Annotated in this window: 16 protein-coding genes, 2 tRNA genes and 3 rRNA genes; 9 read left to right on the forward strand and 12 right to left on the reverse strand. The window is 57.4% G+C overall.

Annotated elements, in window-relative coordinates; genetic code table 11:
- Nucleotides 1-40: 40 nt before the first annotated feature.
- The 3 genes from KTQ42_RS20895 to KTQ42_RS20905 all read left to right on the forward strand — a co-directional run bounded on the left by KTQ42_RS20895 (nucleotide 41) and on the right by KTQ42_RS20905 (nucleotide 4,098).
- Nucleotides 41-1,786: a hypothetical protein gene (locus tag KTQ42_RS20895; protein WP_217347519.1), complete on the forward strand. Its 1,746-nt coding sequence runs from the start codon at nucleotides 41-43 to the stop codon at nucleotides 1,784-1,786.
- Nucleotides 1,787-2,103: 317 nt separating this feature from the next.
- Complete coding sequence (locus KTQ42_RS20900; RefSeq protein ID WP_217347520.1) at nucleotides 2,104-3,810, forward strand: NYN domain-containing protein; 1,707 nt, start codon at nucleotides 2,104-2,106, stop codon at nucleotides 3,808-3,810.
- Between the two features lie 78 nt (nucleotides 3,811-3,888).
- Nucleotides 3,889-4,098 (forward strand): hypothetical protein, encoded by a 210-nt coding sequence (locus tag KTQ42_RS20905; RefSeq protein ID WP_217347521.1) that lies wholly within the window; start codon nucleotides 3,889-3,891, stop codon nucleotides 4,096-4,098.
- Between the two features lie 71 nt (nucleotides 4,099-4,169).
- Here KTQ42_RS20905 and KTQ42_RS20910 read toward each other — a convergent pair whose 3' ends face one another.
- Both KTQ42_RS20910 and KTQ42_RS20915 read right to left on the reverse strand, forming a co-directional pair.
- Complete coding sequence (locus KTQ42_RS20910; RefSeq protein WP_217347522.1) at nucleotides 4,170-4,430, reverse strand: hypothetical protein; 261 nt, start codon at nucleotides 4,428-4,430, stop codon at nucleotides 4,170-4,172.
- 80 nt (nucleotides 4,431-4,510) lie between these two features.
- Nucleotides 4,511-5,926, reverse strand: a complete 1,416-nt coding sequence (locus KTQ42_RS20915; RefSeq protein WP_217347523.1) for an NAD-dependent succinate-semialdehyde dehydrogenase — start codon at nucleotides 5,924-5,926, stop codon at nucleotides 4,511-4,513.
- A 594-nt stretch (nucleotides 5,927-6,520) separates the two neighbouring features.
- On the opposite strand from KTQ42_RS20915, the gene KTQ42_RS20920 reads away from it, so the two are divergent.
- Together KTQ42_RS20920 and KTQ42_RS20925 are read left to right on the forward strand one after the other, a co-directional pair.
- Nucleotides 6,521-6,799, forward strand: coding sequence for an H-NS histone family protein (locus KTQ42_RS20920; RefSeq protein WP_217347524.1), 279 nt, complete (start codon nucleotides 6,521-6,523; stop codon nucleotides 6,797-6,799).
- A gap of 251 nt (nucleotides 6,800-7,050) precedes the next feature.
- A complete protein-coding gene (locus KTQ42_RS20925; protein WP_217347525.1) occupies nucleotides 7,051-9,222 on the forward strand; it encodes a carboxy terminal-processing peptidase in 2,172 nt (723 codons plus the stop codon).
- 20 nt (nucleotides 9,223-9,242) lie between these two features.
- Here KTQ42_RS20925 and KTQ42_RS20930 read toward each other — a convergent pair whose 3' ends face one another.
- A complete protein-coding gene (locus tag KTQ42_RS20930; RefSeq protein ID WP_217347526.1) occupies nucleotides 9,243-10,295 on the reverse strand; it encodes a DUF2279 domain-containing protein in 1,053 nt (350 codons plus the stop codon).
- A 58-nt stretch (nucleotides 10,296-10,353) separates the two neighbouring features.
- Nucleotides 10,354-10,794: a hypothetical protein gene (locus tag KTQ42_RS20935; RefSeq protein WP_217347527.1), complete on the reverse strand. Its 441-nt coding sequence runs from the start codon at nucleotides 10,792-10,794 to the stop codon at nucleotides 10,354-10,356.
- A gap of 12 nt (nucleotides 10,795-10,806) precedes the next feature.
- Between KTQ42_RS20935 and KTQ42_RS20940 the strand changes: the two genes are divergently transcribed.
- Both KTQ42_RS20940 and KTQ42_RS20945 read left to right on the forward strand, forming a co-directional pair.
- Nucleotides 10,807-11,292, forward strand: a complete 486-nt coding sequence (locus tag KTQ42_RS20940; protein ID WP_217347528.1) for a hypothetical protein — start codon at nucleotides 10,807-10,809, stop codon at nucleotides 11,290-11,292.
- Between the two features lie 198 nt (nucleotides 11,293-11,490).
- Nucleotides 11,491-12,249, forward strand: coding sequence for an SRPBCC family protein (locus KTQ42_RS20945; protein ID WP_217347529.1), 759 nt, complete (start codon nucleotides 11,491-11,493; stop codon nucleotides 12,247-12,249).
- Between the two features lie 87 nt (nucleotides 12,250-12,336).
- Here the strand turns inward: KTQ42_RS20945 and KTQ42_RS20950 are convergent, their stop codons facing one another.
- Complete coding sequence (locus KTQ42_RS20950; protein ID WP_217347530.1) at nucleotides 12,337-12,606, reverse strand: hypothetical protein; 270 nt, start codon at nucleotides 12,604-12,606, stop codon at nucleotides 12,337-12,339.
- 611 nt (nucleotides 12,607-13,217) lie between these two features.
- The gene (locus KTQ42_RS20955; protein ID WP_217347531.1) at nucleotides 13,218-13,373 is read right to left on the reverse strand and encodes a hypothetical protein; all 156 of its coding nucleotides are present in this window, start codon (nucleotides 13,371-13,373) and stop codon (nucleotides 13,218-13,220) included.
- A 767-nt stretch (nucleotides 13,374-14,140) separates the two neighbouring features.
- On the opposite strand from KTQ42_RS20955, the gene KTQ42_RS20965 reads away from it, so the two are divergent.
- On the forward strand, nucleotides 14,141-14,317 hold the full coding sequence (locus KTQ42_RS20965; protein WP_217347533.1) for a hypothetical protein: 177 nt from the start codon (nucleotides 14,141-14,143) through the stop codon (nucleotides 14,315-14,317).
- Nucleotides 14,318-14,699: 382 nt separating this feature from the next.
- Here the strand turns inward: KTQ42_RS20965 and rrf are convergent.
- The 5 genes from rrf to KTQ42_RS20990 form a co-directional block, all read right to left on the reverse strand.
- A 5S ribosomal RNA gene (gene rrf / locus KTQ42_RS20970) occupies nucleotides 14,700-14,812 on the reverse strand.
- 195 nt (nucleotides 14,813-15,007) lie between these two features.
- Nucleotides 15,008-17,892: ribosomal RNA gene (locus KTQ42_RS20975) — 23S ribosomal RNA — on the reverse strand.
- A gap of 280 nt (nucleotides 17,893-18,172) precedes the next feature.
- Nucleotides 18,173-18,248 (reverse strand) — tRNA-Ala (locus KTQ42_RS20980).
- Nucleotides 18,249-18,293: 45 nt separating this feature from the next.
- Nucleotides 18,294-18,370, reverse strand: a tRNA-Ile gene (locus tag KTQ42_RS20985).
- Between the two features lie 132 nt (nucleotides 18,371-18,502).
- A 16S ribosomal RNA gene (locus tag KTQ42_RS20990) occupies nucleotides 18,503-20,033 on the reverse strand.
- Together the 16S, 23S and 5S rRNA genes with 2 tRNA genes alongside form the textbook arrangement of a ribosomal RNA operon.
- A 661-nt stretch (nucleotides 20,034-20,694) precedes the next feature.
- Here KTQ42_RS20990 and KTQ42_RS20995 point away from each other — a divergent pair.
- Nucleotides 20,695-21,021, forward strand: a complete 327-nt coding sequence (locus KTQ42_RS20995; protein WP_217347534.1) for a hypothetical protein — start codon at nucleotides 20,695-20,697, stop codon at nucleotides 21,019-21,021.
- A gap of 38 nt (nucleotides 21,022-21,059) precedes the next feature.
- Here the strand turns inward: KTQ42_RS20995 and KTQ42_RS21000 are convergent, their stop codons facing one another.
- A complete protein-coding gene (locus KTQ42_RS21000) occupies nucleotides 21,060-21,503 on the reverse strand; it encodes a CHRD domain-containing protein (protein ID WP_217347535.1) in 444 nt (147 codons plus the stop codon).
- Between the last annotated feature and the right edge of the window lie 161 nt (nucleotides 21,504-21,664).

The following is a 21,664-nucleotide window of genomic DNA, read 5'->3' on the forward strand; positions in this document are numbered from 1 at the left end:
AACCGGCGCTCCCGCCGGATCACCAGGCTGGACAGTATTTATGACGAAGAGCGGCACGTTCGGCGACGACGCCGACGCAATGGCATCCCAGCACGGGGAATTCCTGGCGGGCGTTTTGGCGATGGCGCGCATCTCGCGTCTCACCGTGGCGCTGGAGTCGGGCACCGATGCCGGACTGGAGCTGCTGGAAGCGGCCAGGCTGACCGGGCATGCCGAAACCTGTCTGCTGTTCGAGGACTGGGAAGACGAGCCGCTGGCGGCACTGCTGGCGGCGGCAGCGCAGGCAGCGGTCGATGACGTGCCGGTCAGCTTGCCCGATGCCGGCAATGAAGCGCTGGCATTGCAGCAGCTGTTCCACCAGGCCCAGGCGCGCCGTCGCCGTTCCTTCCTGCTGATCCTGAACCGCATGGAGCGCCTGCTTGCCCGGCCAACGCATGATCCGCAGTACCAGGCCTTCGAGCAGGCGCTGGTCGCGCTGGCGGACGACCGCGAACTCGATTTGCATCTGTTGCTGGTGATGGATGAATCCGCGGAATTTCTGCTGACCCGTCTCGAGCACCGCATGCCGGGCATAGGCGACGGCTGCCTGCGCATTCCCGCTCCCAGCCATCCAGTGCCCGGCGCTGAAGCCGGAAGGATGCGCCGCCACGAACTGCCGGCACAGGGCGCTGCCGCAACCGCATCGACTGTCAGCGCGAGCCGCGACCGCTCGTTCGGCATGCTGCTGGAGCGGCTTACCGCGAAACTGCCGCCTGAACAGGCCGGGGACGGCACGGAGCCCATGCGTCAACACCGGCCGGACCCAACCCATGGCGACGTGCATGGCATCGACCCACATGTCGCCTTTGCGGACACGGTGACGCCGCAGCCAGCCGCTGACGATGCGATCGCCGATCCGCCCCCGCCTGTTCATGCTGCCTTGCCTGCCGTTGCGGAAATTCCGCAAGCGCCGCATCCGGCATGGCAGGAGGCGCCAGTGCCGCAACGTGGCGCCAGCCAGCAGGAAGAAAGTACGCAGGACAAGGGCGCGATGCAGGCGACTTCCGGGCATACCCCCGCCGCCAGCGCGATGTCCGGGCATGACATGCTTGACATGCCTGACATGCGTTCGACCGTTCCACCCCGTCGCCGCGCATGGCCGTTGGCGCTGGGGCTGCTGCTGGTAACTGGTGCCAGCATGCTGGCATGGCACGGGCTGCCAGCATCCGACAGCCGCAGCACTGGCCCAACGCCGGCGGCAACGCAGGCAGCAGCGCCATCCTCCACATTGCAGGCACAGCCCGCGCCGGCAGCAGATGAGAAGCTTGCCGTGGCAAGACAGCCAGACCTTCCTGCAACGTCGACGGCTTCGAAGCCGCCGGACCCGGTGCCCCCGTCAGCGACGCCCTCTGCTTCGGATAAGCCGGCCAGCGCGGCAGCATCCGGGAACACCGCCAGCGCCTCCACACCAGCAGCTGCGTCGGCGTCTACGCCTGCCGTGGTATACGTCCACGTGCGGGACGCCCGCGAGCGCGACAAGGTGCAGGCACAGCGTCGCGCCCTTGGCGCGCAGGGAATACGGCTAATGGAAGTAAAGGTTACGAGCAAGGGACCGAGCGTTGCCGACCTGCGCTACTTCCATGATGAAGACCGCAACGAGGCGCTTGCCGTGCAGAAGGCGCTGCTGGCTGCCGGCGTGCCGGTCGGCAGGCTCAGCCGCATGAACGGCTTTGAAGGCAGCACCCGCCGGCGCCAGTATGAAGCGTGGCTGGCGGGACCGACCCAGCCAGCCGCGACCCGGCGCTGAGTCAGGCTGAGCAGAGCCGAACGCGCTTGCTGCCACGGATTTCACGGGCAGCGAAGGCGCACGCCGCTTGTTCCTTTCCTTATCGCACCGCCACACCTCTGGTGCGAAAGCGATTGATCTCTATAATGGCGCGGGCGTACCATCCGGCATGCCTTGAGCAGGTTTGCTCTAACCAGGCGCCGGCCAGCACGGTAGCGCCACCACATGGCCCGCCACCTGTCCAGAATTCACCAGCCAGCGCCAGCAAGCGGCAAACACCGCATGGCGCCTGTCCGGCACGCTGCCTCGTGCAGCATCCTCATCGGAGAACACGATTTATGGCTGCACCCAATGACAACATCAGCATGGCCCTGTACTGCGACTTCGAAAACGTCGCGCTCGGCGTGCGCGATGCGAAATACGACAAATTCAACATCCGGCCGGTGCTGGAACGGCTGCTGCTCAAGGGCAGCATCGTGGTTAAAAAAGCCTATTGCGACTGGGACCGCTACAAGGAATTCAAGCCGCAGATGCATGAGGCATCCTTCGAACTGATCGAGATACCCCATGTGCGCATGTCCGGCAAGAACTCGGCCGACATCCGCCTGGTGGTCGATGCGCTCGACCTCTGCTACACCAAGTCGCATGTGAACACCTTCGTCATCATCAGCGGCGACTCCGACTTCTCGCCCCTGGTTTCCAAGCTGCGCGAGAACGCGAAATACGTGATCGGCGTTGGCGTCAAGGATTCCACCTCCGACCTGCTGGTGGCCAACTGCGACGAGTTCATCTTCATTGACGACCTGGTGCGTGAAAGTCGGCGCGCCGCCGCCAGCCGCGAAACCCGCCAGTCTCCGGCCGCCGGACGCCGTCCGGCGCCGGTGGAAGACGAGCACAAGCCCAAGGAAAGTCTGGAAGTGCGCAAGAACCGCGCAGTCGACCTGGCCTCGGAAACCTTCGAGGCCCTGATGGCCGAGCGCGGCGACAATGGCAAGATCTGGGCATCCGCGCTGAAGCAGGCAATCAAGCGCAGGAAGCCCGACTTCAACGAGGTGTACTTCGGCTTTCGCACCTTTGGCAATCTTCTGGAAGAGTTGCAGTCGCGCGGCATGCTGGAGATCGGCCGCGATGACAAGTCGGGTTCCTATGTCTACCGCAGCAGCCGCGCCCTGGCCGAGGCCGCGAACCTGATTCCCGTAGCCGCGGTCGAGGCAACAAGCGCCGAGAAGCCGGAAGCCCCGGGCCGTGGGCGCCGCAATGACCGTGATCAGCGCCCTCGTTCCCAGCGCGAGGAACCGGCGGAAGCCGCAGCGCCGGCGCCAGCCTGGTATGAGCCTGGTGCGCAACTGGAACCGCAGGCAGCACAGCTGCCTGACGACCAGTCGCCAGAAGGCACGCAGCACGACACGGCAACGGAAACAGCCGAGGCGCAGTCCGCATTTGCTGCCCCTGACGAGGCAGGCAGGGAACAGGGACGTCGGCGCGGCGCCCGCAAGTCCGCGCGTGGCCGGCAAGGTGCAGGCCAGGCGGATTCGACGGATGCCATGCCAGCAGCAGCTGCTGAACCAGAGACCATTCCAGAGCCAGCCGCGGTCGCCGATGCCATCGACTCGCCGGCGCTTCCGGCCACGCCAGAGCCTGCATTGGCTTCAGGCATCGATTTGCCGGTTAGCAACGCACAGCGCCGCGCCATGCGCAACAGCCGGATGCCTGCACGCGCCAGAAAAGCAGGCGAAGTCAAGCCTGCCGCCCCGGAAGCTGTACTGGCAGCTGCGAACAGCGCTTTACCAGGCGCACCTGCCGATGTTGCCGATGCTGCCGGAAACGATGGCAGCAACGGGCAGCGCCGCGGCGGCCGTCGCACCAAGTCAGGCGCCCAGGCCAAGCCGGACACGGCGATTGATGCCATGCCGCGACTGGACACGCCGCAAGTTCAGGAAGAAAGCAGTGCGGCTGGAGACGCGCAGCAGCCGACGCCGGCAAAGAAACGCAGCAGCCGCTCAACCCGTGCCCGCAAGCCTAAAGCGGACGCAGCGGCCGAATAGACCGGACTGCTTGGCAAACGCGTCGACTGGGAACAATGCTGCATCCAACCGGTCGAAGGGTTCTTTAGCGGGGTTGCCATGCCACAGACCGTGTCATTCAAGGGCTATACCGTGTCAGGCAGTGCCCGTCCCTCCCAGGGCCGCTGGCAAGTCTCGTTCATCATTGAAAAGGACAGCCGGCTGATACAGAAGGCTGCCTTCATGCTGTCGGCTTGCGCCGTATCGGCAGCCGAAGAGGCTGCCATCTTGCGTGGACTGCAGCGCGTCAATGAATGGGACGAGGACTAGCGCGTAACGTGTGACCCATTCACTGCGCACGCCTGCTGCCGGCATGCGCGATCATGCCGGCATGCCATCGTTCAGCGCGCCGTGCCGGAACCGGAACCCGATGTGCCGCCCGAACCGGCGCTGGTCGTGCCGCCCAGCTTGCCGCTGCCGTTGTCCGCGCCCACCGTCGCCGACGTCGAGCCGCCGGATGTCGAACCAGTGGCGGTGCCGGTGCTGTTGCCCGGTCCGCCCGAAGCGCTGGAATTGGCATCGCCCTTATTGCATGCAGTAATCGACAAAGCGATGACGGCAACGGCTAGCAGCCGCGTGCCCGTGCTGGAAAATGTTTGCATAAAACCTCCTTGATATGGTCATGATTAAGCCGCTCGCCCGGCCCGCCGCATGCCGGGACCAACGCGGCCCCTCGCAATGGTCAGTCCTGCGCACCTGCCCCGCCGGCGCCCTGATCCGGCCCCGGTTTCGGCATGGTGCCGGCATGGTAGACCGTCTTGATGTTGACGAATTCCTGGATGCCGAACCAGGACAGCTCGCGTCCGTAACCCGACTGCTTGACGCCGCCAAACGGCAGGCGCGGGTCGGATTTGACCAGCGCATTCACAAACACGCTCCCTGCCTGCAGCTCACGCGCAATCCGGTCGGCACGCGCCTTGTCGGCTGTGAAGACCGCTGCGCCGAGGCCAAACACCGACTGGTTTGCCAGAGCGACCGCATGCTGCTCGTCCTCTGCTTCAATCAAAGCCGCCACCGGCCCGAAGATTTCGTCATCGAAGGCAGTCATGCCCGGTCGCACATCCGACAGCACCGTAGGTGGATAATAGGCGCCGGACCCCTCCGGCACCACGCCACCGGTCAACAGCCGGGCGCCCTGCTGTACGCTCTGCATGACCTGCTCATGCACCTGATCGCGCAGATCGGCTCGCGCCATCGGCCCGATATCGGTGGCCGCATCCATCGGGTCGCCAAAGCGGATCGCCTGAAATTTTTCCAGATAGCGCTGCTCGAATTGCCGAAACAACGGCTTGACGACAATGAAGCGTTTTGCGGCGATGCAGCTTTGGCCCGCATTGATCAGGCGGCTCTTCACGCAGGTTTCCACCGCCATGTCGAGGTCGGCGTCTTCCAAAACCAGGTAGGCGTCGCTGCCGCCAAGTTCCAACACGGTTTTTTTCAATTCTGACCCGGCGATGCCGGCCACCGATCTGCCGGCTGGCGTACTTCCCGTCAGAGTCACCGCGCTGATTAGCGAATGGCGTATCAACCGCTCCACCCGCGCGCTCTCAACGAGCAGCACGGTGAATGCATGCTCGGGAAAACCGGCGTCCCTGAAAATATCCTGAATGGCCAGCGCGCAGCCCGATACATTGGATGCATGTTTGAGGACACCCACATTGCCTGCCATTAAGGCAGGCGCGGCAAACCGGAACACTTGCCAGAATGGAAAATTCCAGGGCATTACTGCCAGCACCACGCCTAGCGGATCGTAAGCAACGTAACTTTCCTCTGCATCGCTTTCCACTACTTGCTTTTGTAGAAAGCGATAGGCATTTTCGGCATAAAAATCACAGCAATCAGCACATTTCTCCACTTCGGCGACGCCGTCCCGTAATACCTTGCCCATTTCCTGCGCCATCAATTCAGCCAGCGTATTTTTTCTTTCACGCAAAAGCGCAGCCGCACTGCGCACCAACTTGGCGCGGTCAGCAAAAGAAGATTTACGCCAATTGAGGAATGTGTCAGCAGCCCGCTGCAACAACTGGTCACTAACTTGATCGCTCTGCGTTTCAAAAGATCTGATTTTCAGCCCGGTGTGCGGGTTTATGCTTTCCATTTTGCATCCTTTGATGGATCAAGAATTGTTCCGAATGGCAGATTGAAAAGAGAACTTCAGGAATCAAGCAGTCAGTTGAATACTCTTCGACATTCTGCCAAGCCAGTCTTCAGAATACGACCATTCTCGTCTAAAGACGTTCAGCGAGAAAATTGATCCTTTTTCTATAACAATTTTCGTTCGTTTAAACACCTGGATTTCAAGGCCTTAAATCAAGAACGGAAATCGCGGCAGTGCCTGCACGTTGCATGGCGGTCTGATGCAAAGGAAATCCGATACACCCGGTCGTAAGTGCCTTGCTTGCTCCATAAGCGCCAGCGCATCGTTCCATTGAAATGAGAGTAATCCCAGCTTTCAAGACCATTGGCTTTTAAAAGCGTTACTGACAACGGCTCAGCAACCAATGATTTATTAGCAACTTTTTAAAGAGTTAGTGATCGAAGTGTAAAAAGTCTTTTTGACTGACTTTCAATTCGACTTTAAAGGTGATTAATATCAAACCTGCCGTTTTCACAGTTGAAATAATCAGTTAATTAATATACGCTTCGGTCGCCATCAATATACGGCAGTGCTTAACCAATTACAGGGATCTATATGGCCACTTATAAAGAAATACAAGCGAAGATCGAAGACCTGCAAAAACAGGCAGCTGCACAGCGTGAAAGCGAATTGGGCGCAGCGATTCAGCGCATCAAGGAAATGATGTCGGAATATGGCATTACGGTAGCGGATCTCCAGTCTTCGAAAAAGAGCGGTTCGAAAAAGTCCAGCGTTGTTCAATTCCGCAATAGCGAAACTGGCGACACCTGGAGCGGACGCGGCAGAATGCCGAACTGGCTGTCCGGCAAAGACAAGGAACAGTTCCGCGTCTGACGCAAGACTGGGCCCGGCTTGACGTCGCGGCCTGCCAGCACAAATGCACCGCCCTGCGATTCGGCCAGGGCTCATTTGTGCCGGCTAACCCGTGCCATCTGGAATAGCAGGTGGACGTTGAACCGGAAGCAGACCTGCTTTCCTGCCTCCACGCTTTTTCCCGAAATCAATTCAGCAAAGCAATTAATAGCGCAGTCAGGTACGCCCGCGCATAGGTCGTTATACTTGAGGCATTCATTTTGGGGAAACGCATGAAGAAGCAACTGCTCATTACACTGCTGGCCGGTCTCACCGTGGCGGCACAAGCCGCGCCATTGGCGCCGGCACAGCAACAGGCGCAGGCGGCCAATCTTTCCGCGCAGATTCTCACCCGCCATCACTACCGGGCAGTACCGCTGGATGATGCGATGTCCCAGAAGATCTTCGATCGCTACCTGAAGATGCTGGATCCGGAGCATCTGTTCTTCCTGCAGACCGACCTGGCGCAGTTTGCCTCGTTGCGCTCACGGCTGGACGATGCGATCTTTCAGGAAGACCTGAAGGTACCATTTGATATCTTCAATCTCTACCAGCAACGCGTGAGCGAGCGGCTTGGCTACGCCCGTGAACTGCTGAAGCAGGATTTCGATTTCTCCCAGAACGAGGTCTACCAGTACCAGCGCGACAAGGAACCATGGCCCGCGAGCCAGGAAGAAATGCGCGACCTGTGGCGCAAGCGGGTCAAAGGTGACTGGCTGCGCCTGAAACTGGCCGGCAAAGATGACAAGTTCATCCGTTCCACGCTCGATAAGCGCTATGCAAGCAATATCGCGCGCGTGGAAAAATACAAGGCCGAAGACGTGTTTCAGGTCTTCATGGATTCGTATGCCACCTCCATCGAGCCGCATACCGACTATATGAGCCCGACGGCATCGGCCGACTTTGACATCGCCATGAGCCTGTCGCTGGTCGGCATTGGCGCGGTGCTGCAGGAGCGGGAGGAATACACCACCATCCGCGACCTTGTCCCTGGCGGCCCGGCAGCGCTGTCGAGCAAGCTCAAGGTGGGCGACCGCATCGTAGCCGTTGGGCAAGGCGCCGATGGCGCAATGACAGACATCGTTGGCTGGCGCGTCAACGACGTGGTTGGCCTGATCCGCGGCGCCAAGGACACCACCGTACGGCTCGATGTGCTGCCAGCGGACGCCGGCCCCGATGCCAAGACCCGTCGCATTGCCCTGACACGCAACAAGATCAGCCTGGAGCGCCAGGCCGCGAAGAAGTCGGTGATCCAGGTCAAGGAAGGAACGGCCACGCGCCAAGTCGGCGTGATCACCCTGCCGATGTTTTACCAGGACATCGAAGCCCGCCGACGTGGCGACAAGGAATTCAAGAGCGCTGCGCGCGACGTTGCCCGCCTGCTCGACGAACTGAAGAAGGACAAGATAGACAGCGTGCTGATCGACCTGCGCAACAATGGCGGCGGCTCGCTCGATGAAGCCATCGAGCTGACCAGCATCTTCACCGGCGTCGGCCCTGTGCTGCAGGAGCGCAATTCGCGCGGCGACATCAAGGTCGACAGCGCCAAGGCGCCGCGCGCGGTCTGGAACGGCACCATGGGCGTGCTGATCAACCGTGGCTCGGCGTCGGCCTCGGAGATCTTCGCCGCTGCGATCCAGGACTACGGACGCGGCGTGGTAATCGGGGAACCCAGCTTCGGCAAGGGCACGGTGCAGACCGTGATCAATCTCGACCAGATGGCGCGCAATGAAAAGCCGCAGTTCGGCGAACTGAAAATGACGATCGCCCAGTTCTTCCGTATCAATGGCGGCACTACTCAGCTGCGCGGCGTGGTGCCGGACATCAAGTTCCCCACCGTCTCCGACACTGAGCAGTTCGGCGAGTCCAGCTACGACAACGCACTACCGTGGACCCAGATCAAGCCGGCTGGCTACACACCTTTGGGCGACCTGTCGCGGCTGCTGCCGGTGCTGGAAAGCCGTCACGCCAACCGGATTGCCAAGGACAAGGACTTCCAGTACCTGCTGGAAGACCTGCGCGAAGTGCAGGAGCAGCGCGGCAAGCGCCAGCTTTCCCTGAATGAAGCGGAGCGCCGCCGCGAACGTGAAGTGCGCGAGGCGCGCCTGAAGCAGCGCGAGGAGGGCAAGGACGCCGAAGCCGCGTCCAAGGGCGGCAAGACCGCCCGCCAGGCCGCTGCCAGAAAGATCGTCCCGCAGGATGCGGGTCTGCAGGCTGGCGAACGCAGCCTCAGCGAAGAACTGGCGGACGAAAAGGCGCAGAAGGAAGCCAAGGACGTGTGGCTCGATGAAGCTGCCCGGATCGTCGGCGACACCGCCGCGCTGCTAAAGGCGGAACCAAAACTGGCTGCGCGCAACAGCCCTTCAGGCAGCTCTCCTGGCATTGCGGAAACGGGCAAGCGTTAAACCTGCAACGCCATTTTCGCTTAGTCATCCAGGCCGATACGGCCAAGCACGGCAGTGCCGGGTACCTGGACATACTCCAGCACGGTATCGGCTACTGCCTGCGCCGTACCGTGCTGCTGGCGGAAAACGGTCTGCCCAAGCAGTTCCGACAAGTTCAGGGAAACACCGGCGTACAGGCTGCGTGTGCCGACCTCTACCAGACGGCCGCCAACGTCGGAATAGCCGCGCGCCCGATAGCCTACCGCCACTTCGACATAGCGCAGAACCGGGTGATGACGCAGCGCCTCCACGCCGCTTGCCTTGGCAACCAGCAGATAGGTCTGACCTGAATAATCGCCAAAGGGCTCGAACCGACGGCCATTCTCCCTAGAGGGCTGGTACAGAATCCGTAGGTCGATGAGCTTGTCCAGCCCGGGCCGTGACTCCATCAGCACGCCGGCGGCCACGCCTGCTGCATTGATCAACGCATCCTCCTTGCTGAAGTGCCATTTCTTCGCATAGCCATCCAGCACCTCGACCCCCGTGAAAATGCCCAGTGTCAGCCATGCCGCCATATCGAGCGACGTGGCGGGATCATTCCCAACCCAGTTAAATGCCTTGGTCATCAGCCGCGTGCCAGCATAGTTCATGAAGAAATGGCCCAGCTTGTCGGCACCTCCGGCATAGGTTTGCCGGCCGAACCAGTGCTCGTTTCGGGAATTGAAGTGGCTGCTGAAGCCATTGCCCCACCATTTCTTCCATCCATACAAGCCAACTGACAGGCTGCTTGCAACGATTAATGCGAGATTGCGTCGTCGCAGTTGCTCGCTGTCAATTTCCGGAGGCCCGCTCCGGCTTCCGGTGCCGTCCACCGCCACACAGGCAGCCGTGCGGCGCGCGCAGTCTTGCTGTAGGTTGCTCGGCCGCCAGCGTAGGTCCGGCTCGAGCGACACAGGCTCCTGGGCATGGGCAGAACATGCCGCCAGCCAGACAAGCGCAACAGCAAGGGACAGGCGAAAGCAGGAAAGCGCCCCGGGTGAAGCAGAATGATGCATTGGTAAGCGCTCTGGGAACGCCGTAAATACGAAAGCCATCAATCTCTTGCCGCCTTCAAAATAAATTCGTCAAATGCAATGTATCGCGTGGCAGCCGTTATTCCTTGATACCCATTAAGGGAAGCCACCAATCACTTATCACCGTGTGGCTTTGCCGCATGCTGCGAATATGCATCGGCGAACAAAAAATTTCTGCTGCCGTTATGGCTAGATCTGCCAAAGAAGCGCATGATAGGACGTCCGTGGAAAAGTAAAATCCTGAAGTCGAAACAGTGAAATGAAGAACGGTTCCGGAAGTGAAAAGCAGGATATGAGCGCGTCTCCGAATTCCCTTGAAAGTCTGCTGCTGCAGAGTTGCATCCAGCCGGCGGCCACACAGTCGGCAATAGATGATCCCGGTGGCTTGCAAGGCCAGATCAATCTTGTTCTTAAGTTCATGCAGGCCTGCATTGCCCAGGCCCGGCTCGACAACGGCTTGCATGCGCTGGAAGTACAACAAGTCCTCACCCATTTCCAGGCAGTTCAGCCATTGCTGCAACGAGTGCCTGCCATGCTGGACCTGCTGCTCAAGGCCGGCATCGAGATCAATGGCAATCCCTTCCTTGACGAAGACACGACATTGCACGCGCTGCGCCAGTTTCTCCGTTCAAGCAGCATCAAGCCCGTGCTATCGCAGGTCGTCTACGACCTGGAGCCGGATCAGGTGGAAATTGTCGAGGACTTGCTGGATATCGATCCGGAACATGACCTCGGCGAAGACGCAATTAATGGCGGCTTCTTCCCCGCGGCCGAAATCCACAAGACCGGCTCTTTCCCGCTATCTGAACTGGTAGGCCCGCGCGGCCAGGCAGACGGTTGCAGGGAATGGGACTGGGTATGCACCAACAGCGGCCTGACGCGGCACACCGCAGGGGATAGGCGTATTGCAGGGTTCGTGCTCGACCTCAATCGCGCCCTGCCCGAGATCCCGGCCAGGCTGCGCCCGATGCTGGCCGAAGCCAGGCGCAAGGGTCTGGGTTACCTGATCTTTTATTAAGGGCCCCGAGATTCCTGGCCGCCTGTTTCCGTGGCGACTGGACGCTGGAAAAAGCATGCATCTGGTCAACGCAGATTGTTCAAAACAATATCAAGGCCTTTGAAACGCAACTAGTCACCGCGCCCTCTCTCTCATAGCCACAGCCAGCCGGGGCTCGGGCAATTTGCCCGGCTGCCAACCTGGACAAGGAGAGTTGAGATGGCAAGAATCCAGCAATCGGTTGATATCAGCGTGCCGGCGCGCGTCGCCTATAACCAGCTGACCCAGTTCGAGGACTATCCCCGCTTCATGCAGGAGGTCGAATCAGCGCAGCAAGTCGACGACACCCATGTGCGCTGGACCACCCGTGTAGGCCAGCAAAAGCGTGATTGGAATTCCGAAATCATCGAGCAGCAGCCTGACCAGTGCATCGCATGGCGCAACCTGGACGGACCGATCAACACCGGCCGGGTCGATGTCGAAGCACTGGGCGAGAACGGCGCCCGCGTAACCTTCACCTTGGAAGCCGATGGCGCACATTCCGGCACCGAAGGTGATCATGCGATGGCGAAACAGGTGCAGGAAGACCTGCAGCGCCTGAAACAGATGATGGAAGGCCAGGGCCATGAAACCGGCGCCTGGCGCGGCGAAGTGCATGGCGGCCAAGTCACCGGCGGCGAAAGCGGCGCTGCGGCAGGCCCAGCCGGGTCAGGCAGTTTGTCGGAAAATGCATTGTCGAAAGAGATGGACCGGAATAATGCCGATGGCCGTTTCAATGTCGCGGAAGAGGTCAACCTCGATCAGCAGTCCGATGCTGTCCGCCATGCAGGCAACCTGCCGCATCAAAGCACGGAAGGCTATGGCGACATGGGCACGAACGAGGCAATGAAGAATGCGTTGCAGGGAGAGGGAACACCTGCCGCCGACAAGGAGAAGCTGGACGATTCGATCAAACGCGCAGTGCCGCCCTCCAATTGATCAGAAACCAGGCACTGCTTGGAATAGCGCCGCGCCAACAGGACAGCGGCGCTTGACGGTCAGGGCATTTGATGCGGGCCTTACAATTTAGGCCCGCACCAGTGCAGGCGTGGCAGCAAAGCGGCCGGCGTCATTGGCGGCAATATGTGCGCAAGACTGTGTGGTGCTGCCCAGGTTTTTTTCACGGCCCAGCCTGGCTAGCAATGCCTGCATTGCCACCGCCATACGCTGATTTGGGGTCAGTTGCGGTTGCTTAAGGCTTGCATGGCGCAGCGCGCTGCTCCATAGCGTTTCAACATCCTCGTCTGTCAAGCCGGCTTTACGGGCCAGCCATGGTAATACTTTTGGCGTTTTCATTTTTTACCTGCTATTACTGTTTCCGGCGAGACACGTCTATGGCACAACGACGGCACTTGCTTCAGTCGCGCTACCATCGCGCCCACCCTTTCCTTTGTCTTTGACGAACTGGACCAGACTGGCTCCGCGTTTCATCTTCTACCGGGAATATAGGGGTGCCGGCTGCAATGACGCCATTTTCATTGTGGATACCGGCTATCCATCACGTGAATGGATGAGGTGGTTATCCGCAATTCCAGACAGGGCGATTTCGCGGTCTTACCGTCAGCAGCACTGAAACACGAGCATCAACCAAGGCTTTGTTAACGCAGCTTGAGTGCATTGTCGCTTTACCACATAGTGCATGCCCGCCGGTGGGTTCACCGAGGATCCTACCGGCGGTATTCATCCAATCGTTGCAGGTCATTTCGACGCACCGGCGCTGGCGGCTCTTTCGCTGGAGCCGGCGGCGGAAGGTCCGGTTCGCTGACAGGTGGATGATCCGAACGATTCGGGCGTGGCCCGGGTATAGGAATACCTTCTGGAATAAACGGCTCGTCCGGTGCTTTATGCAGTATCGTGGTTGCTCTCTCGGCTTGCAATCTCATGCTCGCTCCTGCTGGCTAAGGTTGTCACTTCGCGAAGTAAAGCGGTAAGAATAAAAGCGCAGCCAGACCCAGCGCAGCCAGAAAGGTCATGATCGTTACGACAAAGCGGGCGATCCTGTCTGCCTTTTCCGGCTGCCCGGCTTTTACGGAAACCGGCGGTTTTATCGGTGTACGGTCCATTTCCTACAAAAGGCATCCAGACAGCGGTTCTGCGCAGGTCACAGCAAACAGGGTGCCGCAAATTCGGTGCCGGATCGTGCCACGCGTGCTTGGACTGCGACAGATCCGGTATTGTTCGCCTTTATGAGTCTTGTACTGGCGGGAAACCGGATTCTGGCCCTATCGCAAAGGGATTTCAAGCGGTTGTGGCTTATGGTTACCTTGCTGCTAGATTGCTGATCCACGCTTCTCAGATGGTTCTTGTCTCTCGGGCCCGGAAGTCCGACCAGAATGAAATGCATCAGCACCAGATTTTTCCCGGCTGCCGCCGACACAATGAGGCCGATATTCTCCGGGCATGTATGGGCTATGGCTACCTGTTCAGGTGCGAAAACTCTTTCTTATTTCCACCTATGTTGTCCTCGGCCAAGTTCGTTGTGCCGACCAGTATTGCCCTCGCTTGGTAACGTAACTCGGAAAGCACCTCAACAGCATGTCATCGGGGAGAACAAGACCGGCGCAACCGGAGACCTTGCATCGAAAGCGGTGGCAAAAGCGCTGGGGGACCGGTCGACTTGGCTAGTAACGCCTTCCCCTGTACTGATGCTCGTACCGTATGCAGTGTTCAGGACACACTATGATCTGTTGTGCGACATGGTGCAGGTCGCGCGACTGGCTTTATTTAACTATGGATTCGCCATCGACACCGGCAGCAACTTCATGACGCTCATACAGGACATCGGGCCGCTAAAGGTAAACGAGGAATTGGGCGGCTCCGGAACGCCGGAGTGCATCTGACGCCGCATTTCATCGCTATGATTCTGGCGCACAATAATGGCAGCCTGAAGGGCTCGAATGCAAAAACCTTGCGGATGCATCTGATGGATGCCCTAGGACTGCCGGGTGCATTGAAACGGGTGCTTGCTCTTAGAGAGGTCTTGAATGGTGGTCCCATTATCAACTAAAAGCCTGCCCGGATCGCATCTTGCCAGCTGCCTTGCCTAAGTGCCTGCGTGCGGTTACCTACAGACGCATAAGCACACCCGATTCGGGAATCGCAAAGAGTCAGACGCCCTTTCGAAATCGGAGCTGGCATAGTCGAGTCAGCGGAATCTGCTGTTGAGCGACGACCACTAGCGGTTGTAAGGATGTTGCAAGCAGAGACGTTAGATGGCCACCAATACCGTGTCGATGGCTTTTGCCTGAAACGGGTAAGATGGACCTCGCACTCGACGGCATGTACGAAAGGAAGGGAGTAATCAGCCTGTCATTTGAACGGCTATAAATACCCTCGCCCCAAAGCAAAAACCCCCGATGCCTGCTGGCGCCGGGGGTTTTCTAATAACAGCCTGACGATGACCTACTTTCACACTGGTTGCAGCACTATCATCGGCGCAAAGTCGTTTCACGGTCCTGTTCGGGATGGGAAGGGGTGGTACCAACTCGCTATGGTCATCAGGCATGACTTGTCGGTTGTCTGTCGCGCTGCCGGCTCCTCGCCTGGCATGCGCCACATCCAACCCAAAGGGAAGAAGCAGCCGCATCGCTCCTGCACCACGCAGGCAAACGATGCAACGATCAATGTCTTGTCTTGCAGGTTGTGAGTATCGGAACGTCACGCACCACACAGCGCCGCTATGCACCATCAAGGTTATAGGGACAAGCCGCACGGGCAATTAGTACTGGTTAGCTTAACGCATTACTGCGCTTCCACACCCAGCCTATCAACGTCCTGGTCTCGAACGACCCTTCAGGGGAGTCAAGCTCCCGGGAAGTCTCATCTCAAGGCGAGTTTCCCGCTTAGATGCTTTCAGCGGTTATCTCTTCCGAACTTAGCTACCCGGCAATGCCACTGGCGTGACAACCGGTACACCAGAGGTTCGTCCACTCCGGTCCTCTCGTACTAGGAGCAGCCCCCTTCAAACTTCCAACGCCCACGGCAGATAGGGACCAAACTGTCTCACGACGTTTTAAACCCAGCTCACGTACCACTTTAAATGGCGAACAGCCATACCCTTGGGACCGGCTACAGCCCCAGGATGTGATGAGCCGACATCGAGGTGCCAAACTCCCCCGTCGATATGAACTCTTGGGAGGAATCAGCCTGTTATCCCCAGAGTACCTTTTATCCGTTGAGCGATGGCCCTTCCATACAGAACCACCGGATCACTATGTCCTACTTTCGTACCTGCTCGACTTGTCAGTCTCGCAGTTAAGCACGCTTATGCCATTGCACTATGAGCACGATGTCCGACCGTACCTAGCGTACCTTCGAACTCCTCCGTTACACTTTGGGAGGAGACCGCCCCAGTCAAACTGCCTACCATGCACTGTCCCCGATCCGGATAACGGACCAAGGTTAGAACCTCAAACAAACCAGGGTGGTATTTCAAGGTTGGCTCCACCGCAGCTGGCGCCACGGTTTCATCGCCTCCCACCTATCCTACACAGATTGGTTCAAAGTCCAATGCAAAGCTACAGTAAAGGTTCATGGGGTCTTTCCGTCTAGCCGCGGGTAGATTGCATCATCACAAACATTTCAACTTCGCTGAGTCTCGGGAGGAGACAGTGTGGCCATCGTTACGCCATTCGTGCAGGTCGGAACTTACCCGACAAGGAATTTCGCTACCTTAGGACCGTTATAGTTACGGCCGCCGTTTACTGGGACTTCAATCAAGAGCTTGCACCCCATCATTTAATCTTCCAGCACCGGGCAGGCGTCACACCCTATACGTCCACTTTCGTGTTTGCAGAGTGCTGTGTTTTTATTAAACAGTCGCAGCCACCAGTTTATTGCAACCCCGTCACCCTTCTGGCGCAGGCCAGTCAAGCTACCAGGGCGTACCTTATCCCGAAGTTACGGTACCAATTTGCCGAGTTCCTTCTCCCGAGTTCTCTCAAGCGCCTTAGAATACTCATCTCGCCCACCTGTGTCGGTTTGCGGTACGGTCTCGTGTGACTGAAGCTTAGAGGCTTTTCTTGGAACCACTTCCGATTGCTTCGCAGCTTAAAGCCGCTGGTCTCGACCCCTTGAATTACGCCCCCGGATTTGCCTAAGGGCCTTCTACAAGTCAAGAACCGGGACATCCAACACCCGGACAACCATTCGCGATCCGTCCCCCCATCGCATCACACGACGGTGCAGGAATATTAACCTGCTTCCCATCAGCTACGCATCTCTGCCTCGCCTTAGGGGCCGACTCACCCTGCTCCGATGAACGTTGAACAGGAAACCTTGGGCTTACGGCGTGGGGGCTTTTCACCCCCATTATCGCTACTCATGTCAGCATTCGCACTTCTGATACCTCCAGCATCCTTTACAAGACACCTTCGCAGGCTTACAGAACGCTCTCCTACCATATGACGTAATGAATTACGTCATATCCGCAGCTTCGGTGACTGGCTTAGCCCCGTTACATCTTCCGCGCAGGACGACTCGATCAGTGAGCTATTACGCTTTCTTTAAAGGGTGGCTGCTTCTAAGCCAACCTCCTGACTGTTTTAGCCTTCCCACTTCGTTTTCCACTTAGCCAATCTTTGGGACCTTAGCTGGCGGTCTGGGTTGTTTCCCTCTTGACGCCGGACGTTAGCACCCGACGTCTGTCTCCCAAGCTCGCACTCATCGGTATTCGGAGTTTGCAATGGGTTGGTAAGTCGCGATGACCCCCTAGCCATAACAGTGCTCTACCCCCGATGGTGATACTTGAGGCACTACCTAAATAGTTTTCGGAGAGAACCAGCTATTTCCAAGTTTGTTTAGCCTTTCACCCCTACCCACAGCTCATCCCCTAATTTTTCAACATTAGTGGGTTCGGACCTCCAGTACCTGTTACGGCACCTTCATCCTGGCCATGAGTAGATCACTTGGTTTCGGGTCTACACCCAGCGACTGTCGCCCTGTTCGGACTCGATTTCTCTACGGCTTCCCTATGCGGTTAACCTTGCCACTGAATGTAAGTCGCTGACCCATTATACAAAAGGTACGCCGTCACCCCACGAAGGGGCTCCGACTGTTTGTATGCACACGGTTTCAGGATCTATTTCACTCCCCTTCCGGGGTTCTTTTCGCCTTTCCCTCACGGTACTGGTTCACTATCGGTCGATTACGAGTATTTAGCCTTGGAGGATGGTCCCCCCATGTTCAGACAGGATTTCACGTGTCCCGCCCTACTTGTCGCAAGCCTGGTTCCACAATCATGATTTCGCGTACGGGGCTATCACCCGCTACGGCTGCACTTTCCAGAGCATTCCACTATCACGACTGCTAAATCTTGCTGGCTGGTCCCATTTCGCTCGCCACTACTTTGGGAATCTCGGTTGATTTCTTTTCCTGCAGCTACTTAGATGTTTCAGTTCGCCGCGTTCGCTTCACACACCTATGTATTCAGTGAGTGATGACCCTTGCGGGCCGGGTTTCCCCATTCGGACATCTGCGGATCAAAGCTTGTTTGCCAGCTCCCCGCAGCTTATCGCAAGCTACTGCGTCCTTCATCGCCTGTAATCGCCAAGGCATCCACCATGTGCACTTAGTCACTTGTCCCTATAACGTTGACCTCTGGAGTCACCTCCAAAGACGTCACAGGCAAGCGCTGTGTTTCATTTGATGCATGTTTGTTTCGATACAATCACAACCCGGCAATGCTGCTTACAATGAACATGACTGCTCACTGTCTTCGCATTGCGAATTACATTGATCTTTACTACTTCTTCCACTTTGTTAAAGAACGAATACAGCCTTGTTGATTGCAATGATCAAACCTAAGTCCCGCAACGCTGTTGCTGACTTACGTTTGTACCTTGCCACAGTGTGATCAGGATAATGGTGGAGGTTGACGGGATCGAACCGACGACCCCCTGCTTGCAAAGCAGGTGCTCTCCCAGCTGAGCTAAACCCCCAGGGACTTGCCAACTTCTCGCTATGACTTCAGCGCTGCTGCCAACTGGTGGGTCTGGTTGGGCTCGAACCAACGACCCCCGCGTTATCAACACGGTGCTCTAACCAGCTGAGCTACAGACCCCGCACACGATGCGACGCCCCTGCTGCAGCGCCTTGTGTACCGATCACTTCATGACCTTGACTGTGTTTTGACTGTTCTCGTTTTGCCGAACAACCGATAAGTGTGGACACCCAACTATGTGCATATCTCTAGAAAGGAGGTGATCCAGCCGCACCTTCCGATACGGCTACCTTGTTACGACTTCACCCCAGTCACGAATCCTACCGTGGTAAGCGCCCTCCTTGCGGTTAAGCTACCTACTTCTGGTAAAACCCGCTCCCATGGTGTGACGGGCGGTGTGTACAAGACCCGGGAACGTATTCACCGCGACATGCTGATCCGCGATTACTAGCGATTCCAACTTCATGGAGTCGAGTTGCAGACTCCAATCCGGACTACGATACACTTTCTGGGATTAGCTCCCCCTCGCGGGTTGGCGGCCCTCTGTATGTACCATTGTATGACGTGTGAAGCCCTACCCATAAGGGCCATGAGGACTTGACGTCATCCCCACCTTCCTCCGGTTTGTCACCGGCAGTCTCATTAGAGTGCCCTTTCGTAGCAACTAATGACAAGGGTTGCGCTCGTTGCGGGACTTAACCCAACATCTCACGACACGAGCTGACGACAGCCATGCAGCACCTGTGTGCAGGTTCTCTTTCGAGCACTCCCTGATCTCTCAGGGATTCCTGCCATGTCAAGGGTAGGTAAGGTTTTTCGCGTTGCATCGAATTAATCCACATCATCCACCGCTTGTGCGGGTCCCCGTCAATTCCTTTGAGTTTTAATCTTGCGACCGTACTCCCCAGGCGGTCAACTTCACGCGTTAGCTGCGTTACCAAGTCAATTAAGACCCGACAACTAGTTGACATCGTTTAGGGCGTGGACTACCAGGGTATCTAATCCTGTTTGCTCCCCACGCTTTCGTGCATGAGCGTCAGTGTTATCCCAGGGGGCTGCCTTCGCCATCGGTATTCCTCCACATCTCTACGCATTTCACTGCTACACGTGGAATTCTACCCCCCTCTGACACACTCTAGCCGTGCAGTCACAAATGCAATTCCCAGGTTGAGCCCGGGGATTTCACATCTGTCTTGCACAACCGCCTGCGCACGCTTTACGCCCAGTAATTCCGATTAACGCTTGCACCCTACGTATTACCGCGGCTGCTGGCACGTAGTTAGCCGGTGCTTATTCTTCAGGTACCGTCATTAGCCCCGGGTATTAGCCAGAACCGTTTCTTCCCTGACAAAAGAGCTTTACAACCCGAAGGCCTTCTTCACTCACGCGGCATTGCTGGATCAGGGTTGCCCCCATTGTCCAAAATTCCCCACTGCTGCCTCCCGTAGGAGTCTGGGCCGTGTCTCAGTCCCAGTGTGGCTGGTCGTCCTCTCAGACCAGCTACTGATCGATGCCTTGGTAGGCTTTTACCCTACCAACTAGCTAATCAGATATCGGCCGCTCCACGAGCATGAGGTCTTGCGATCCCCCACTTTCATCCGTAGATCGTATGCGGTATTAGCTAGTCTTTCGACTAGTTATCCCCCACTCCAGGGCACGTTCCGATATGTTACTCACCCGTTCGCCACTCGCCACCAGACCGAAGTCCGTGCTGCCGTTCGACTTGCATGTGTAAGGCATGCCGCCAGCGTTCAATCTGAGCCAGGATCAAACTCTTCAGTTCAATCTCTGTTTTGTGCCATTGCTGGCAGGTTCCGAAGAACCGTCGCTCACTCAAAATACTGACAGACCGATTCTTGCGAATCGTTCTACTTCTTTGTTGTGAGCACTTGCTTAATAATTTGAGCATCCGGCGTTGCCGCCGGCGCACTTCATCAAGTGCCCACACTTATCGGTTGTTGGTTGTTAAAGAACCGGGCAATTCGGTCTGCTGCCGGCCGCCCCGTGGGACTTGCCGGCTGCTGCGAAGCGTTGTGTTCGTCAGCAGCAGAGAGGCGAGATTATGTGGCATTTGCTGTTTGGCGTCAACAGTTTTTTTCGCTTCGCTTCAAAAAACCGGACCAGCATGTTGCCTTTTCCTGCCCCCGCCGCGCTGTTCTGCAGCGGGAGGCGAACTATAGCAAAGCCCGGTTTTGGAATGCAAGGGGTGGCGCTAAAATTTTTTCCTACAGCGCAGATTTTCTTTTGAGAGGTGTCGTCATATGGGCCCTTTAACTAAATCATCTACCGCAACCTTCTCAATTGGCGCCCAATGCCAATTTAAGACCATGGTCTTGGCAAACTCGACGTTTCGTAACATTGCTCGTTGTCAAACAAATTGCACAATTGCTTTTATGGCAATTTCTTTGGTGCTAGGATGGTTTCCCAAAACAAGGGAGTGGACCATGATAATCAAGATGCTGCTCGAGGAAGGCGGTCAGTTCTTTTATTGCGAAGCCAGAAAAGCGGCTCCTCATTCCTTTGAAGGAATTGTGCACTTTTTGCATAAAGTAGGCGATGGCAATGCTTTCGTCCGCGATAAAAGTTATGCAGTAGGCGAAAAATTCGAGACACGTACTGATGCACTGACAGCAGCAGAACGGTACGGAAAGCAGATTGCCACGCAGCGCGAGCGGTTACCTGCAGGGGTAGACGAGCAGTCGGATTATTGCAATAACTTGCCGTCACAGAGCCGACCGAGCGGCCCGAATCTGGAAAAAGCTGCCCGCTAAGCGCGTATCGCTACGCTAGCCTGGCGGGCGCGTACAGGTCACGGCTTCATTTGCATGCGCACTTCACCACCAGGATGGGCGGCACTATGAACGTTGACATAGAGGCCGCCGTTCATATAGGCAGCATACTGCGTATCGTTCAGTCGTGAGCCAGCGGGTACTGTGAAGGTGGTCACCGATGTTTTGGTCAGCGGAATGATTACGGGGCCATTGCTCCCCGCAGCGCCCTGATGAATATGCGCGGCCGTGCCTTCCATACCCGTCACAATAACGGAACCGCTCACGGTCCGGTCTGCTCCCACGGTAATTGTGCTTCGTCCCGACGCGGCAGTCGAAACTGGAGGCACTTCTTGTGCGCCGGTCAATGGAGCGCTGGTCTTTTCAACGATGCCACCGCCTGTGCCTTGCAGCGCAGAACAGGCTGACAGCAGTATGGCCGTTGCGACGAAAGCAGCCCTGGATTTCAAAGCGAGATAAATCATGTCATGTCTCCGGTGTGGGTATTCTTAATTTGCTTCGAAACACATCAGTACATTAAAACCATCGAGCCGGTATCGATATCTACTCGACCACTCATTGTCGTACATAAAGCAGTTTGCCGTCGAGCAGCTCATGCTCACCTGCATCTATTAGTGTATGCGAG

Source organism: Noviherbaspirillum sp. L7-7A, from assembly GCF_019052805.1.
In the GTDB taxonomy this organism is placed as follows: Bacteria; Pseudomonadota; Gammaproteobacteria; order Burkholderiales; family Burkholderiaceae_D; genus Noviherbaspirillum_A.

Excerpts from the sequence above, each read along its gene's own strand:
- KTQ42_RS20895 (WP_217347519.1), top strand. The coding sequence starts at position 41 with ATGACGAAGAGCGGCACGTTCGGCGACGACGCCGACGCAATGGCATCC.
- KTQ42_RS20900 (WP_217347520.1), top strand. The coding sequence starts at position 2,104 with ATGGCTGCACCCAATGACAACATCAGCATGGCCCTGTACTGCGACTTC.
- KTQ42_RS20905 (WP_217347521.1), top strand. The coding sequence starts at position 3,889 with ATGCCACAGACCGTGTCATTCAAGGGCTATACCGTGTCAGGCAGTGCC.
- KTQ42_RS20910 (WP_217347522.1), bottom strand. The coding sequence starts at position 4,430 with ATGCAAACATTTTCCAGCACGGGCACGCGGCTGCTAGCCGTTGCCGTC.
- KTQ42_RS20915 (WP_217347523.1), bottom strand. The coding sequence starts at position 5,926 with ATGGAAAGCATAAACCCGCACACCGGGCTGAAAATCAGATCTTTTGAA.
- KTQ42_RS20920 (WP_217347524.1), top strand. The coding sequence starts at position 6,521 with ATGGCCACTTATAAAGAAATACAAGCGAAGATCGAAGACCTGCAAAAA.
- KTQ42_RS20925 (WP_217347525.1), top strand. The coding sequence starts at position 7,051 with ATGAAGAAGCAACTGCTCATTACACTGCTGGCCGGTCTCACCGTGGCG.
- KTQ42_RS20930 (WP_217347526.1), bottom strand. The coding sequence starts at position 10,295 with ATGGCTTTCGTATTTACGGCGTTCCCAGAGCGCTTACCAATGCATCAT.
- KTQ42_RS20940 (WP_217347528.1), top strand. The coding sequence starts at position 10,807 with ATGCTGGACCTGCTGCTCAAGGCCGGCATCGAGATCAATGGCAATCCC.
- KTQ42_RS20945 (WP_217347529.1), top strand. The coding sequence starts at position 11,491 with ATGGCAAGAATCCAGCAATCGGTTGATATCAGCGTGCCGGCGCGCGTC.
- KTQ42_RS20950 (WP_217347530.1), bottom strand. The coding sequence starts at position 12,606 with ATGAAAACGCCAAAAGTATTACCATGGCTGGCCCGTAAAGCCGGCTTG.
- KTQ42_RS20955 (WP_217347531.1), bottom strand. The coding sequence starts at position 13,373 with ATGGACCGTACACCGATAAAACCGCCGGTTTCCGTAAAAGCCGGGCAG.
- KTQ42_RS20995 (WP_217347534.1), top strand. The coding sequence starts at position 20,695 with ATGATAATCAAGATGCTGCTCGAGGAAGGCGGTCAGTTCTTTTATTGC.
- KTQ42_RS21000 (WP_217347535.1), bottom strand. The coding sequence starts at position 21,503 with ATGATTTATCTCGCTTTGAAATCCAGGGCTGCTTTCGTCGCAACGGCC.